Origin of the sequence: Dyella flava (assembly GCF_016904955.1) — a bacterium.
Lineage (GTDB): Bacteria > Pseudomonadota > Gammaproteobacteria > Xanthomonadales > Rhodanobacteraceae > Dyella_B > Dyella_B flava.
The window spans coordinates 358994-372150 of record NZ_JADIKE010000036.1 but is presented as its reverse complement, the minus strand read 5'-3'; the positions used below and the strand labels follow the sequence as shown (position 1 = coordinate 372150).

The window sequence follows — 13157 nt, the reverse complement described above, 5'->3', positions numbered from 1 at the left end:
GCCACTCTCACTTCTCACTCCTCTCCACTCTCTCTTAAGGCGCTCTCATGACGTCTCGCTCGGAGCGACTACAGCCAGCGGTGGATCAGGCGCAGCGCCGCCAGAAAGACGCCTTGCAGCGCATGGCCGAGCAGCAGCAAAAGCTTGCCGGTGCTGAGCAGCAGTTGGAGGAGCTCCGGCGGTACCGGCGCGATTACCGCCTTGGCGACGGTGGCATGACGGTCAGTGCGCTGCTCAACCGTCAACAATTCGTCGAACGCATCGACCAGGCCATCGTCCAGCAGGAGCGGCTGATCGAGCGGTTGCAGCGCCAGGTGGAGGCCGCGCGCCAGCGCTGGCTGCAGGCGCATGCCCGCGAAAACGCGCTGGATAACGTGGTGGAGCGCTTTCGCCAGCAGGAGCAGCAGCGCGAGCAGCGTCTGGAACAAGCGGAAGTGGACGAGCGGATGCAGCACCGCTCGCGCCGGGCCGGCACGCCATGAGCGGCGCTTGCGGCCTTGGCTTGGTTTTTGCTGCAACGAGGCATGTATTGCGAGCGGAAGTCCTGCGTGGCTGCACGGCGCGGGATCTGTCGAAGCCTTCCTTATTGAATGAGTGTCGAGCATGAGCGCCAGCCCGTTACCCGCCATTCCCGTGGTCAGCCCGGCACCGGCTCCCAGCCCGGCGCCACCGAGTTCGCATAACGGCAGCTCGGCTTTCGGCGCGCATCTGCAAAACGCGCAACAGCAGCAATCGGCGTCTGATGATGCACAGAATTCGGCGAACCAGAACGCCAATCAGGGCAATGACCAGCAAGCCGCCGGCAGCGCGCAGGCCAGCGCGTCGGGTGTGGCATCGTCCGGCGCCGACGCGACGCAAAGCAGCAGCGCGGACAGTAGCAGTGACAGCCTCAGCATCCCGACCAGTGCCGGTTCGCTGGTCAGCACGGTATTGGGTCTGATTGATAAGGCCGCTGACGCCGTCAGCAGCGGCAAGGCGCCATCCGGTACCAAGCCTGCCACGCAAACCACCAGCGCGCAGACCGCGCAGCAGCTGGCGCAGGGTGTCGTGCCGCCGATGCTTCCACCGGCGGTGGTGGCCGCAGTGTCTGGGGGCAAGGGCGGCGCCAACACCAAGGAGAGCGGTATCAATGCGGTGCAGTCCAACGCCAATAGCGTGGGCGGCAACCTCGCCGCAAACATGCAGAAGTCGAGTGATGCGGAGAGCGGAAAGAACGATGCCGATGACAGCGGCAGCAATTCAGTAAGCAGCGGTACCAGTGACAGTTCGGCGGCCACGCAAAGCACGAGTGATGGCGCGCAAAGCTTTGCCGGTACGCTGTCGGCGGCCAGTCACGCCGCTTCGATGACGGCTGGCGCGTTGCCGTCAACCAACACCGCGGCTGGCGCGGCGCCGGATCTCAGTGCGCTGAGCAGCATCGCCAATGCCGCCGCTGTCGCCGTACCGACTGGCACGAATGCGACAGGCGGACATGCGCTCGGCGTGAATGCGCCGGTCGGTTCCTCCGGTTTTGCCAAAGAGCTGGGACAGCAAGTCACCTGGCTCAGCGGGCAGGATGTGAAACAGGCGCAGATTCGCCTCAATCCGCAGGATCTGGGCCCGCTCGACGTCAAAATCAGCGTGGACCATGGTGGGCGCGTCGACGTTTCCTTCATGACGCAGCATGCGGCCACCGCCAGCGCCGTGCAGCAGGGACTGGGTCAGCTCAATCAGATGCTGGGCGGGCAGGGCCTGTCGCTGGGCCACACCACGGTGGGCCAGCATGGCGGCCAGCAATTTGCCGGTCAGCAACAGCAATCGTCCGGCTCCGGTGGGCAAGCATCGGCCGACGGGGATAACACCGGCGACAGCTCGACGGCGGAAACGCTGACGCGGGTAGCGGTCGGCCTGGTCGACGCCTTCGCCTGATATCTCACTGCAACATCGCGCGTACCTGATCGATCCCGGCCACGTCGGGATCGTGGCGTTGCATGCGCTGTGCATCGGCGCTGACGGAATCACCACACCACCGCCACGCCTGCTTCCCGTCGCGCGTCAATAAAACGCCGTTCGCCACCCAGGCAACCTAGCAAAACCGCGCCGTCATGCGATTCCGAACGATGGCACGCCGCTTGCTAAAACTCCTGTAGATCAAGCTTGCGCCGAGCAAGCGGATGTTCGCATTCACAGGAGTTGAGGTCGTTCATGGCTAACGCCGAGAGTGTTCAGGAAGCAGAGTCCGCCGCCCCGAAGAAGAAGGGTGGCAAGGGTTTGTTGATGGTGTTGGGCGTCGTGGTGCTGGTTCTGTTGGCTGGCGGCGGCTATCTGCTGATACAGCCGCGCACGGCGCATGCCGGTACGGGCGCGGCGGCACAGGCCGCGAAACCGGAACTTTACTTGCCGCTGGATCCGGCCTTCGTGGTGAATTTCCAGGACCAGGATTCCACGCGCTACCTGCAAGTAGGCGTGACCGTGATGACGCACGATCAGAACGCCGTGCAAGCCATGAAAGACAGCGACCCGGTCATCCGCAACGCGCTGGTGATGCTGTTCAGCAGCCAGACCTATGCCGGCCTGAGCGATACCGCCGGCAAGAAGAAGTTGCAGGCCCAGGCGCTGGATGCCGTACGCAAGATCGTGTCCGACAAAACCGGCAAGCCGGATGTCGATGCCCTGTATTTCACCAGCTTCGTGATGCAGTAGATGAGAGCCTGCATACGATCTCTGAGTAACCCGCGTTGCCGCCGTGCAAATGCCATGCGGCGGCGCGAGGCTTGGCTTGACAGCCAGTCAAGCGCTGCGCCACGCACCACCACCTGGCATTTGCACAACAACAACGCGGGTCACTCAGAGACCGCATGCAGGCTCTGGAGGCACCAATGAGCGATCTGCTTTCCCAGGAAGAAATCGACGCCCTGCTCAACGGCGTCGACGACGGCAAGATCGAAACCGAAAGCGACATACCGCCGCCACCCGGCACGGTGTTCGACTTCGACTTCACCCAGCAGGACCGCATCGTGCGCGGCCGCCTGCCGACGCTGGAAATGATCAACGATCGTTTCGCGCGCTTCTTCCGCACCGCCATGTTCGGTGTGCTGCGCAAGACCTGCGAAGTGTCGGTGCTGGGCGTGAAGATGGTGAAGTTCAGCGAATACGTGCATGGCCTGGCCGTGCCGAGCAATCTCAACCTGATGCGCGTCAAGCCGCTGCGCGGCACCGCGCTCACCGTGATGGAGCCGCGCCTGGTGTTCACGGTGATCGACAATTTCTTTGGTGGCGACGGGCGCTACCACGCACGCATCGAGGGTCGCGACTTCACGCCGACCGAAAATCGCGTGATCCAGATCCTGTTGGCCGAAGTGTTTGCGTCGATGACCGAAGCCTGGGCGCCGGCGATGCACGTGCAGTTCGAATTCCTCAATTCGGAAATCAATCCGCAGTTCGCCAACATCGTCAGCCCGACCGAGACCGTGGTCGTGTCGCGTTTTCACGTCGAGCTCGACGGCGGCGGCGGCGAGATCCACCTGACCTTGCCTTATTCGATGGTCGAGCCGATCCGCACCATGCTCGACGCGGGTGTGCAGAGCGATCGCATGGGCGAGCGCGACGAGCGCTGGATCCATTTCCTGCACGAAGAAGTGATGGATGCGGAGGTCGAGCTCAGTTCGCTGTTGCTGGAAACCGAAATCAACATCGGGGAATTCCTCGGCCTGCGCATCGGTGACGTCATTCCGATCAACCTGCCCGAAGTCACCACCGTTTTTGCTGAAGACGTACCGGTATTCCGCGGTCAATACGGCCAGGTCAACGGCCATTACGCCGTGCGCTACAAGTCCGCGGCCGGTCGCCGCGCACCGCTTCCCTCCCTCGAACTCGCCGAAGAAAAAGTCCTATGAACCAGAACAGCGATACCGCATCTGCCACCAACGGCGCGTCGAAGAGCGGCGGGCAACGCATGGAGTTTGACACCTTGAACGAAGGCACCGGCGAAGGCGCCGACGTCAGCCTGGACATGATCCTCGATGTGCCGGTGACCCTGGCCATGGAAGTGGGTCGTACGCGCATCAGCATCCGCAACCTGCTGCAACTCAACCAGGGCTCGGTGGTGGAACTGGATCGCGCGGCCGGCGAGCCGCTGGATGTCTTCGTCAACGGCACGCTGGTGGCGCATGGCGAAGTGGTAGTGATCAACGAGAAGTTCGGTATCCGGCTGACCGACGTGATCAGCCCGGCCGAACGCGTGCGCAAGCTGAGGTGAGCATGATCCAGGCGATGCTGGCGCGCGCGCCGACGGCGAGCGTGCCCGATATCAATGTCGCTGGCGAAATGGTTCGCGTGATGCTGAGCCTGGGCGCGATCGTGGCGTTGATCTTTGCCGCGGGCTGGCTGACGCGCCGCCTGCAATCGCGGCAGTTCATCGGTGGGCGTCGTCTGCGTTGCATCGAAAGCATGGCGATCAGTGCGCGCGAACGTGTGCTGCTGATCGAGGCCGACGGCAAGCGGGTATTGGTCGGCGTGGGCGCGGGTGGTGTGCGCGCGCTGCATGTTTATGAAGGCAGCGTGCCGGTCGGGGAAGCACCGGCGTCGGTCGCCGCGCCGTCCTTCGCCGAGCTGCTGGGTCGCCTGGGGCGCAAGTCATGAAGATGGATATCGGGCGCAAACGCCCCGCCCCCTCATCCCGGCGCAGAGCCTGCCCCGGACTGGATCCGGGGTCGGGATCCAGCGCCTTGGATCTGCAAAAGACATTAGGTCCCGGCCTGCGCCGGGACGACGGGATAAGGAAGATGATGGGCAAGTTTGTACGTAGCGTTTTTTTGCTACTGGTGATGGTGTTCATTCCTTTTGCCGCGCATGCCGCGACGACCACGACCACCACGGCATCATCCACGATCACGCCGATAGCGCCGATTGCTCCAATCGCCGCTTCGGCCGGCATCCCCGTATTGACCGTGCAAAACGTCGGCGCCGCCGGCCAGAACTGGAGCCTGTCGTTGCAGGTGGTGGCACTGATGACGGTGCTGACCATGCTGCCGGCGGTGCTGCTGATGATGACCTCGTTCACGCGCATCATCATCGTGCTGAGCTTCCTGCGCCAGGCCTTGGCCACGCAGTCCACGCCGCCCAACCAGGTGCTGCTGGGACTGGCCCTGTTCCTGACCATGTTCGTGATGTCGCCGGTGCTGAGCCGCGCCTACGACAACGGCGTCAAGCCGTACATGGATCACCAGATGAGCGCGGAGGATGCGATTCCCGCCGCTGCGGCGCCGTTCAAGCGCTTCATGCTGGACCAGACGCGCGATTCGGATCTTCAGCTGTTCACCCATCTGGCCAAGCTGCAGCCCTATGCCAGCCGCGACGATGTGCCGTTTCGCGTGGCGATGCCGGCCTTCGTCACCAGCGAACTGAAGACCGCGTTCCAGATGGGCTTTCTGTTGTTCGTGCCCTTCCTGGTGATCGATGTGGTGGTGGCGAGCGTGTTGATGTCGATGGGCATGGCGATGGTGTCGCCGATGATCATCTCGCTGCCGTTCAAGATCATGTTGTTCGTGATGGTGGACGGCTGGTCGTTGCTGATCGGCACGCTGGCAGGGAGCTTCTACACATGACGCCGGAATGGGTGATCAACTTCGGCCAGCATGCGCTGTACGTCACCATGATCGTGGCCGCGCCCTTGCTGCTGACGGCGCTGCTGGTCGGCTTGCTGGTTGGTGTCATCCAGGCCGCGACCCAGATTCACGAAATGACGCTGAGCTTCATCCCGAAGCTGCTGGCCATGGCGGCGGTCGGCCTGCTGGTGGGGCCGTGGATGCTGCGCACCCTGATCCAGTTTACGCATGACATCATCGTCGGCCTGCCGGGGGCGGTTAAGTGACGATCCAGATGTCGGCGCTGATCTACTGGCTGTCCGGCATGCTGTGGGCGTTGGGCCGCATCGGCGGCTTCTGCATGACCGCGCCGATCTTCAACTCCACGGTGATGCCGGCACGCGTTCGCGTAGCGCTCGTCGTGGTGCTTACCATGGTGTTGGCGCCGCTGGCGCCGACCCAGATGGATCTGTTCAGTGCGACCGGCGCGGCGACGATGGCCATGCAGATCCTGATCGGCGCCAGCATCGGTTTCGTGTTGCAGCTGGTGTTCGAGGCGGTTTCCTATGGCGGCATCCTGATCGGGCAGAGCATGGGGCTTGGCTTTGCGGAACTGATCAGCCCGACCAACAACAACACCGAGCCGGTGCTGGGCCAGTACTACATGGTGATCGTGAGCCTGCTGTTTCTGGCGATGGACGGCCATCTGCAGGTGATATCGCTGCTCGCCGACAGTTTTCGCAGCTTGCCGCCGGGCGCAAGCGGCGTGGATCCACAATCGCTGTGGCTGGTGGTGAAGGCCGGCGGCGATTTGTTCTCCGGCGCGCTGCGCGTCGCGCTGCCGGGGGTGACCGCCTTGTTGCTGGTGAATATCGGCTTTGCGGCAACCAGCCGCGCGTCGCCGGCGATGAATCTGTTCGCGGTCGGTTTTCCGATCAGCATCTGCATGGGCTTTATCACGCTGTGGCTGGCGATGCGCGGCATCGCGAGTGCTTATGCATCTTTGCAGGCGGTGGCCTGGACCCTGATGCAACGCCTGGCGGGACTCTGAGGAGCAGCGCCCATGGCCGAGGGGACAGAAAACGAAGACCGCACCGAAAAACCATCGGAAAAACGTCTTCAGGACGCCCGCGACAAAGGCGAGGTTCCCCGCTCGCGCGATCTGTCCGGCGCGATGGTGGTGCTGGCCGGCGCGAGCATGCTGCTGTCTGGCGGTGAAAGCATCTACGCGCACATGCAACGCATTTATGGGCTTGGCCTGACGTATTCACGCGACGCTTTGTTTAGCGATCAACTGCTGATCCGCGTGCTCAGACAAGTGGCGGGAGAAATACTGTCCCTGCTCACGCCGATCTTCGCCGCGACGCTGCTGGCCGCGGTGGGTTCGACGGTGCTGATCGGCGGACTTAATTTCAGTTCGGAAGCCTTGGTGCCGAACTTCGGGCGCCTCGATCCGATCGCCGGTTTCGGCCGGCTGTTTTCCTTGAACGGCTTGATCGAGCTGGCCAAGTCACTGGTCAAGGTCATCTTCATCGGCCTGGCGCTGGTGCTGCTGCTGCGTCACGACGAAATGGCGGTGATGGCGACCGGCCAGGAGGCGATTGGCGCGGGCGTCGGGCAAGCACTCACGCTGGTCGCGCATGCGGCATTGCTGTTCGCGGTGGTGCTGGCTTTGATCGGCGGCCTCGATGCGATCTGGCAGCGCTTCGATTTCGAGCGCAAACACCGCATGTCCAAGCAGGAAGTGAAGGACGAGCACAAGGACACCGAAGGCAATCCGCAGATGAAGGGCCGCATCCGCCAGATGCAGCAGCAGATCGCGCGCCGCCGCATGATCCAGGAAGTGCCCAAGGCGGATGTGGTGGTGGTCAACCCGACCCATTTTGCGGTGGCCTTGCGCTACGACGATGCACGCATGCGTGCGCCGCGCGTGGTGGCCAAAGGTGTCGACATACTCGCGCAGCAGATTCGTCTGGTTGCCGATGCGCACCACATTCCCCTGGTCGAAGCGCCGCCGTTGGCACGCGCTTTGTATGCCACCACCGACCTCGGTCAGGAAATTCCGGCGGCGCTGTATGTGGCGGTCGCGCAGATCCTCGCCTACGTCTATCAGTTGAAACAGGCTCTCAAGCACGGCGGGCCTGCCCCCACGGTACCTAAGCCGGACGTCGATCCCGAGCTGCAGGGCCGTTACCGCCAACCCTAATGCACTGAACTGCTAAGGCAACCCGCATGGCCACCACCGCAAGCGCCTTCGATACCTTCAAGCAAATCACCCGGCGTGGTGTGGGAGCGCCGATCGTGATGCTCGCCATGCTGGCGATGCTGATGTTGCCGTTGCCGCCGTTCGTGCTGGACATACTCTTCAGCTTCAACATCGCCTTGTCGCTGGTGATCCTGCTGGCGGTGGTCTATGTCATGCGGCCACTGGAGTTCGCCGCGTTTCCCACCGTGGTGTTGCTGTCCACCTTGCTGCGCCTGTCGCTCAACATTGCGTCCAGCCGCGTGATCCTGCTCAACGGCCACGGCGGTCCCGGCGCGGCGGGCAAGGTGATCGAGGCGTTCGGCGAATTCGTGATCGGCGGCAACTTTGCCGTCGGCCTGGTGGTGTTCGCCATCCTCACCATCATCAACTTCGTGGTGGTCACCAAGGGCGCCACGCGCGTATCGGAAGTGACCGCACGCTTCACCCTGGATTCGATGCCCGGCAAGCAGATGGCGATCGACGCCGATCTCAACGCCGGCCTGCTGACCCAGGAAAAAGCGCGCGAGCGCCGCCAGGAAGTGCGCGAGGAAGCGGATTTCTACGGCTCGATGGATGGTGCGTCCAAGTTCGTGCGCGGCGACGCCACCGCGGGCATCCTGATCCTGATGATCAATATCGTCGGCGGCTTTTTCGTCGGCATGTTGCAGCACGGCCTGTCGGCCGCGGAAGCGGCGCGCACCTACACCTTGCTGACCATCGGCGACGGCCTGGTTGCGCAGGTGCCGGCGCTGATGCTGTCGGTCGCTACAGCGGTGATCGTCACCCGTGTATCCAAGTCGCAGGACATGGGCAAGCAGGTGGTGGGGCAGGTGTTCGCCCAGCCGCGCGCGCTGGCGGTGGCCGGCGTGGTGCTGTTCGTGATGGGCCTGGTGCCCGGCATGCCGAATATCGCTTTCCTGATGCTGGCCGCGGTGTGCGGCGGCGCGGCTTACCTGATGATCCGCCGCGAGCAGGAAACCAAGGAGCGCCTGGCCAAGGCATCGGCCGAAGCCTTGCCCGCACCGGTCGCGGCGGAAAAGCTGGAACTGGGCTGGGAAGATGTGGCCAGCGTCGATCCGATCGGACTGGAAGTGGGCTACCGCCTGATTCCGCTGGTCGACAAGAACCAGGGCGGCGAGCTGATGGCGCGCATCAAATCGGTGCGCCGCAAGCTTTCGCAGGAGCTGGGCTTCCTGGTCGCTCCGGTGCACATACGCGACAACCTGGATCTCGGTCCCAATGCCTATCGCATCTCGCTGATGGGCGTGCCGATGGGCGAGGCGGAGGTCTATACCGAGCGCCACCTGGCCATCAATCCCGGCCGCGTGCACGGCACCGTGCAAGGCTTGGCCACGCGCGATCCCGCCTTCGGCCTGGAAGCGGTCTGGATCGAAAACAGCCAGCGCGAACACGCACAGGGACTGGGCTACACCGTGGTCGATCCGGCCACGGTGATTGCCACGCATCTCTCGCACATCCTGCAGAACCATGCGCATGAACTGCTCGGCCACCAGGACGTGCAGCAGCTGCTGGACCGCCTGGCGCAGACCGCGCCCAAGCTGGTGGAAGACCTGGTGCCCAAGCGCCTGTCGCTGGGCGTGGTGGTGAAAGTGCTGCAAAACCTGCTCGCCGAGCAGGTGCCGATCCGCAATATGCGCAGCATCGTCGAGTCTTTGGCGGAGCACGCGGGCCAGAGTCAGGATCCCGGCACCCTGACTGCGGCGGTGCGCGTGGCTTTGGGCCGCCAGATCGTGCAGGAAATCGCGGGTTTGGGCACGGAAATCCCGGTGCTGACGCTCGCGCCGGAGTTGGAACAGATCTTGCTCGGATCCCTTTCAAGCAGTGGTGCAGCAGGTGCGGCGGTCGAGCCGGGGCTCGCGGACCGCTTGCAGCAGAGCGTGGCGGAAGCCGCGCGGCGGCAAGAGGCAAACGGCGAACCGGCGGTGATGTTGGTGCAACCGCAACTGCGTCCGTGGCTCTCGCGCTTCACGCGCCACGTGGCTCAGAACCTGCATGTGCTGGCCTACAACGAAGTACCGGATAACCGTCGCGTGCGCTTGGTGCAGGCGATAGGGCGATAGCCCTGCAGGCCACGGATGGCCTGCCGTGAATCAAGCACTCAGTGCTTGATTCAGCGGAGCCCAAGCCGGCCTTGCTGGATTGGGCGAGTAGAAAAAAGTGCAGGACGCACTTTTTTCTACATCAAATACGAACAGCGACAAGGCAAGGCGGCAGTGAGGACATATCGGATGACTATTGATGGCGTGAACAAAAAGAAGCTCCACGCGACATCCGATGTCGATCACAGGAGCATGCAATGAAGATCAAACGGTTCCTGGCCCCCGATATGCGCCAGGCCATGCGCGATGTACGCGCGGAGCAGGGCGCCGATGCGGTGATCCTCTCCACGCGTCGTCTCGAGGAAGGCATCGAGATCATCGCGGCAGTCGATTACGACGAATCGCTGATGCGCGAAGCCGTGCGTCACAACACGCCCGCGCCGGAAGCGGTGAAACCGCCGGTGAAGGATGCGTTGAAAGAAAGCTCCAAGGAACGCAGCAAAGCGATCGCGAAGGAACCGATGAAGGAACCGGTGAAGGAAGTGAGCGCGGTCACGCCGCCACCGCCGCCGCCGATGCCGGTGCCACCCAGCGAGGTGGCCGCGTTGCAGCCGATCGTCGAGCAGAGCGCGCTGGAAACGGCACGCATGCGCAGCGAGCTCGGCGGTCTGCGCCAGTTGCTCGAACAACAGCTTTCCAGCCTGGCGTGGAACGATATGGAGCGCCGCAGTCCAATGCGTGCGCGCGTGCTGCGCGACATGTCGCGCCTGGGCATCGATACCGATGTCGCGCGTCAGCTGATCGATGAACTGCCGGAAGAACTCAACGCCGACCAGGCGCGTTATCTGCCGCTGGGTCTGCTCAGCCGCAGCCTGAAAGTAACTGGCCGCCGTCTGGCCGAAAGCAGCGGCGTCACCGCGCTGGTGGGCCCCACCGGGGTCGGCAAGACCACCACCATCGCCAAGCTCGCCGCCTGTGCCGTGATGAACCATGGCCCGGCGAAAGTCGCGCTGGTCAGCACCGATCACTACCGCATCGGCGCCGCGGCGCAGCTTGAACATTACGGGCGTCTGCTCGGCGTGCGGGTCTATCCCGCCTACGACGCGGCGGGCCTGACGCAGACGCTGCATCTGTTGCGCGAACACCACACCGTGCTGGTCGACACCGCCGGGGTTTCCGGTACCGACCCGCGTCTGCAACAGCAGATGGACGTGTTGCGCGATGCTGGCGCCCAGGGCGGCACCAAGCTGCGCGCCTGTCTGGTGCTGGCGGCCAATGCGCAGGCATCGGCGCTGGATGAATCCGTACGCGCCTATCTGCCGCTGCAATTGAGCGGATGCATCGCCACCAAGCTCGACGAAGCGCCGAGCCTGGGCGGATTGCTTTCGGCGCTGATCCGGCACCGTCTCGCGCTGGACTGCACCACCGACGGTCAGCGTGTTCCGGAAGACATCAGCGCCGCCGATGCACGCGTACTGGTTTGCCGTGCGGCGCAGACGCAGAAGCGTCTGGGGCCGGCGGCTGAGGATCTGGATATGGCTGATCGTTTTGGCATGGCGGTGGCGGGTCTATGAGCGAAGCAATGCATATGAATCAAGCAGCTGGTCTAAAAAATCTGTTTTCCGCCGCTCCGGTCCAACGTGAAGAGCCGCCGGTCATCCATCAGGCGGCAAACCTGCGCCCGATCGTGCAGCGACGTCGCATCACCCGCACCATCGCCGTCGCCGGCGGCAAGGGCGGCGTGGGCAAGACCACCGTTGCCGTGAACCTGGCGATGACGATGGCCATGGCCGGGCGTGACGTGATGTTGCTGGACGCCGACATGGGCGTGGCCAATATCGATGTGCAGCTGGGCCTCAGTCCGACCCGCCACGTCGGCCATATGCTGGAAGGGCAGTGCACGCTGCAGGATCTGATCATCCCGGCGCAGCATGGCCTGAAGGTGATCCCGGGCGGTTCCGGCATCCGCCGGCTGGCCAAGATGGGCAACGGCGAACATGCCGCGGTGATCCGCTCGTTCGACGATCTGATCCAGCCACCGGAATTCCTGATCGTGGATACCGCCGCCGGCGTGGCCGACAACGTGGCCATGTTCGCCGCCGCGGCCGATGACGTGCTGATCGTGGTTTGCGATGAGCTGGCTTCGCTGACCGATGCCTACGCCTTGATCAAGATCCTCGCGCACGACTTCGGCGTACGTCGCTTCCACATCGTCGCCAACATGGTGCGCCAGGCCGGCGACGCGAAAAAACTTTACGAAAAGATGGCCCGGGTATGCGGGCGCTTCCTCGACGTGGCGCTGGACTACATGGGCATGGTGCCGCATGACGAATGGCTGCGGCAGGCCATTCGCCGCCAAGGCGCCGTGGTCGACCTGTGGCCCTCCAGCCGCTCGGCGGTGGGATTCAAGCAATTGGCAGGTGCGGTCGATACATGGGGAGAACCCGCGTACCCGGACCTCGGACGTATTGCGTTTTTCAGCGGCCAGAGTCTGCCGGCTGCGGGGTGGTGAGATGAATGTGGCCTCCGAATATTTGCAGCTACAGCGCGAAGATGCGGACCAGCTGGTGCGCAGGCACGCGCCGCTCGTGCGGCGTATCGCCTACCACTTGATGGGGCGGCTGCCACCGAGCGTTGACGTAGGAGATCTGGTACAGGCAGGCATGATCGGCTTGCTCGAGGCAGCGCGAAACTTTACGAGCGATCGCGCCGCCAGCTTCGAGACGTATGCGGGCATCCGCATACGCGGCGCGATGCTGGACGAACTGCGCCGGACCGACTGGACCCCCCGGTCGGTGCATCGCAAGGTCCGCGAAGTCGCCGAAGTGGTGCGGCAGATTGAAAACGAGACCGGTGCCGACGCGGAAAGCGCCGAGGTGATGAAGCGGCTCGGCATCAGCGCCGAGGAATATCACCAGGTGCTGGCCGACGCGACCAGCGCGCGCCTGCTCAGCCTCACCGCGCCCGACGACGGTGAAGGCGGCGAAGGCAGCGCACTGGACGTGGCCGACAACGACAGCCTCGGTCCGCAGGACAGCATCGAGCAGGATGGCCTGCGCGATGCCCTGGCCGAAGCGATCAGCACGCTGCCCAAACGCGAACAACTGGTGATGTCCCTGTATTACGAGCAGGAATTGAACCTGAAGGAAATCGGCCTGGTGCTTGGCGTGACCGAATCACGCGTCTGCCAGATCCACGGCCAGGCATTGGTAAGACTGCGCGCGCGCATGGGCGACTGGCGTGGATGAATGCTTAGGAGTGAGTGGAGAGGAGTGAGAAGTAAGAGAA

Annotated in this window: 15 protein-coding genes; 14 read left to right on the top strand and 1 reads right to left on the bottom strand. The window is 63.7% G+C overall.

All coding sequences use genetic code 11. The features are described 5' to 3' along the window. Positions 1–47 precede the first annotated feature (47 nt). Together fliJ and ISP19_RS13085 are read left to right on the top strand one after the other, a co-directional pair. Positions 48–482: a flagellar export protein FliJ gene (gene fliJ / locus ISP19_RS13090; RefSeq protein ID WP_204682825.1), complete on the top strand. Its 435-nt coding sequence runs from the start codon at positions 48–50 to the stop codon at positions 480–482. 121 nt (positions 483–603) lie between these two features. Then, positions 604–1908 carry a flagellar hook-length control protein FliK gene (locus ISP19_RS13085; RefSeq protein ID WP_204682824.1) on the top strand — a complete coding sequence of 435 codons (1305 nt, stop codon included), beginning with the start codon at positions 604–606 and terminating at the stop codon, positions 1906–1908. Between the two features lie 4 nt (positions 1909–1912). Here ISP19_RS13085 and ISP19_RS13080 read toward each other — a convergent pair whose 3' ends face one another. Beyond that, positions 1913–2056, bottom strand: coding sequence for a hypothetical protein (locus ISP19_RS13080; RefSeq protein WP_204682823.1), 144 nt, complete (start codon positions 2054–2056; stop codon positions 1913–1915). A 128-nt stretch (positions 2057–2184) separates the two neighbouring features. On the opposite strand from ISP19_RS13080, the gene ISP19_RS13075 reads away from it, so the two are divergent. The 12 genes from ISP19_RS13075 to ISP19_RS13020 all read left to right on the top strand — a co-directional run bounded on the left by ISP19_RS13075 (position 2185) and on the right by ISP19_RS13020 (position 13117). Further along, complete coding sequence (locus ISP19_RS13075; RefSeq protein ID WP_239556776.1) at positions 2185–2682, top strand: flagellar basal body-associated FliL family protein; 498 nt, start codon at positions 2185–2187, stop codon at positions 2680–2682. A gap of 176 nt (positions 2683–2858) precedes the next feature. Continuing rightward, on the top strand, positions 2859–3875 hold the full coding sequence (gene fliM, locus ISP19_RS13070) for a flagellar motor switch protein FliM (RefSeq protein WP_204682822.1): 1017 nt from the start codon (positions 2859–2861) through the stop codon (positions 3873–3875). A gap of 59 nt (positions 3876–3934) precedes the next feature. Then, positions 3935–4237 carry a flagellar motor switch protein FliN gene (fliN, locus tag ISP19_RS13065; RefSeq protein ID WP_239556809.1) on the top strand — a complete coding sequence of 101 codons (303 nt, stop codon included), beginning with the start codon at positions 3935–3937 and terminating at the stop codon, positions 4235–4237. A gap of 2 nt (positions 4238–4239) precedes the next feature. Continuing rightward, complete coding sequence (locus tag ISP19_RS13060) at positions 4240–4620, top strand: FliO/MopB family protein (RefSeq protein WP_239556775.1); 381 nt, start codon at positions 4240–4242, stop codon at positions 4618–4620. 143 nt (positions 4621–4763) lie between these two features. Then, complete coding sequence (fliP, locus tag ISP19_RS13055) at positions 4764–5585, top strand: flagellar type III secretion system pore protein FliP (protein WP_239556774.1); 822 nt, start codon at positions 4764–4766, stop codon at positions 5583–5585. Next, positions 5582–5851 (top strand): flagellar biosynthesis protein FliQ, encoded by a 270-nt coding sequence (gene fliQ, locus ISP19_RS13050; RefSeq protein ID WP_204682820.1) that lies wholly within the window; start codon positions 5582–5584, stop codon positions 5849–5851. The genes fliP and fliQ overlap by 4 nt, the downstream gene beginning before the upstream one ends. Next, a complete protein-coding gene (gene fliR, locus ISP19_RS13045; protein WP_284384618.1) occupies positions 5848–6615 on the top strand; it encodes a flagellar biosynthetic protein FliR in 768 nt (255 codons plus the stop codon). The genes fliQ and fliR overlap by 4 nt, the downstream gene beginning before the upstream one ends. Before the next feature lie 12 nt (positions 6616–6627). Further along, complete coding sequence (flhB, locus tag ISP19_RS13040) at positions 6628–7770, top strand: flagellar biosynthesis protein FlhB (RefSeq protein ID WP_204682819.1); 1143 nt, start codon at positions 6628–6630, stop codon at positions 7768–7770. Between the two features lie 26 nt (positions 7771–7796). Continuing rightward, complete coding sequence (gene flhA / locus ISP19_RS13035) at positions 7797–9890, top strand: flagellar biosynthesis protein FlhA (RefSeq protein WP_204682818.1); 2094 nt, start codon at positions 7797–7799, stop codon at positions 9888–9890. Positions 9891–10126: 236 nt separating this feature from the next. Then, positions 10127–11443 carry a flagellar biosynthesis GTPase FlhF gene (gene flhF, locus ISP19_RS13030; protein WP_204682817.1) on the top strand — a complete coding sequence of 439 codons (1317 nt, stop codon included), beginning with the start codon at positions 10127–10129 and terminating at the stop codon, positions 11441–11443. Between the two features lie 14 nt (positions 11444–11457). Beyond that, entirely contained in the window at positions 11458–12381 is a 924-nt protein-coding gene (locus ISP19_RS13025) for a MinD/ParA family ATP-binding protein (RefSeq protein ID WP_204682816.1), read from the top strand. 1 nt (position 12382) lies between these two features. Then, the gene (locus ISP19_RS13020) at positions 12383–13117 is read left to right on the top strand and encodes an RNA polymerase sigma factor FliA (RefSeq protein ID WP_204682815.1); all 735 of its coding nucleotides are present in this window, start codon (positions 12383–12385) and stop codon (positions 13115–13117) included. Positions 13118–13157 lie beyond the last annotated feature (40 nt).

Bases quoted from the DNA above. Each gene is read 5' to 3' on its own strand.
- fliJ (WP_204682825.1), top strand. From the start codon at position 48: ATGACGTCTCGCTCGGAGCGACTACAGCCAGCGGTGGATCAGGCGCAG.
- ISP19_RS13085 (WP_204682824.1), top strand. From the start codon at position 604: ATGAGCGCCAGCCCGTTACCCGCCATTCCCGTGGTCAGCCCGGCACCG.
- ISP19_RS13075 (WP_239556776.1), top strand. From the start codon at position 2,185: ATGGCTAACGCCGAGAGTGTTCAGGAAGCAGAGTCCGCCGCCCCGAAG.
- fliM (WP_204682822.1), top strand. From the start codon at position 2,859: ATGAGCGATCTGCTTTCCCAGGAAGAAATCGACGCCCTGCTCAACGGC.
- fliN (WP_239556809.1), top strand. From the start codon at position 3,935: ATGGAGTTTGACACCTTGAACGAAGGCACCGGCGAAGGCGCCGACGTC.
- ISP19_RS13060 (WP_239556775.1), top strand. From the start codon at position 4,240: ATGATCCAGGCGATGCTGGCGCGCGCGCCGACGGCGAGCGTGCCCGAT.
- fliP (WP_239556774.1), top strand. From the start codon at position 4,764: ATGATGGGCAAGTTTGTACGTAGCGTTTTTTTGCTACTGGTGATGGTG.
- fliQ (WP_204682820.1), top strand. From the start codon at position 5,582: ATGACGCCGGAATGGGTGATCAACTTCGGCCAGCATGCGCTGTACGTC.
- flhB (WP_204682819.1), top strand. From the start codon at position 6,628: ATGGCCGAGGGGACAGAAAACGAAGACCGCACCGAAAAACCATCGGAA.
- flhA (WP_204682818.1), top strand. From the start codon at position 7,797: ATGGCCACCACCGCAAGCGCCTTCGATACCTTCAAGCAAATCACCCGG.
- flhF (WP_204682817.1), top strand. From the start codon at position 10,127: ATGAAGATCAAACGGTTCCTGGCCCCCGATATGCGCCAGGCCATGCGC.
- ISP19_RS13025 (WP_204682816.1), top strand. From the start codon at position 11,458: ATGAATCAAGCAGCTGGTCTAAAAAATCTGTTTTCCGCCGCTCCGGTC.
- ISP19_RS13020 (WP_204682815.1), top strand. From the start codon at position 12,383: ATGAATGTGGCCTCCGAATATTTGCAGCTACAGCGCGAAGATGCGGAC.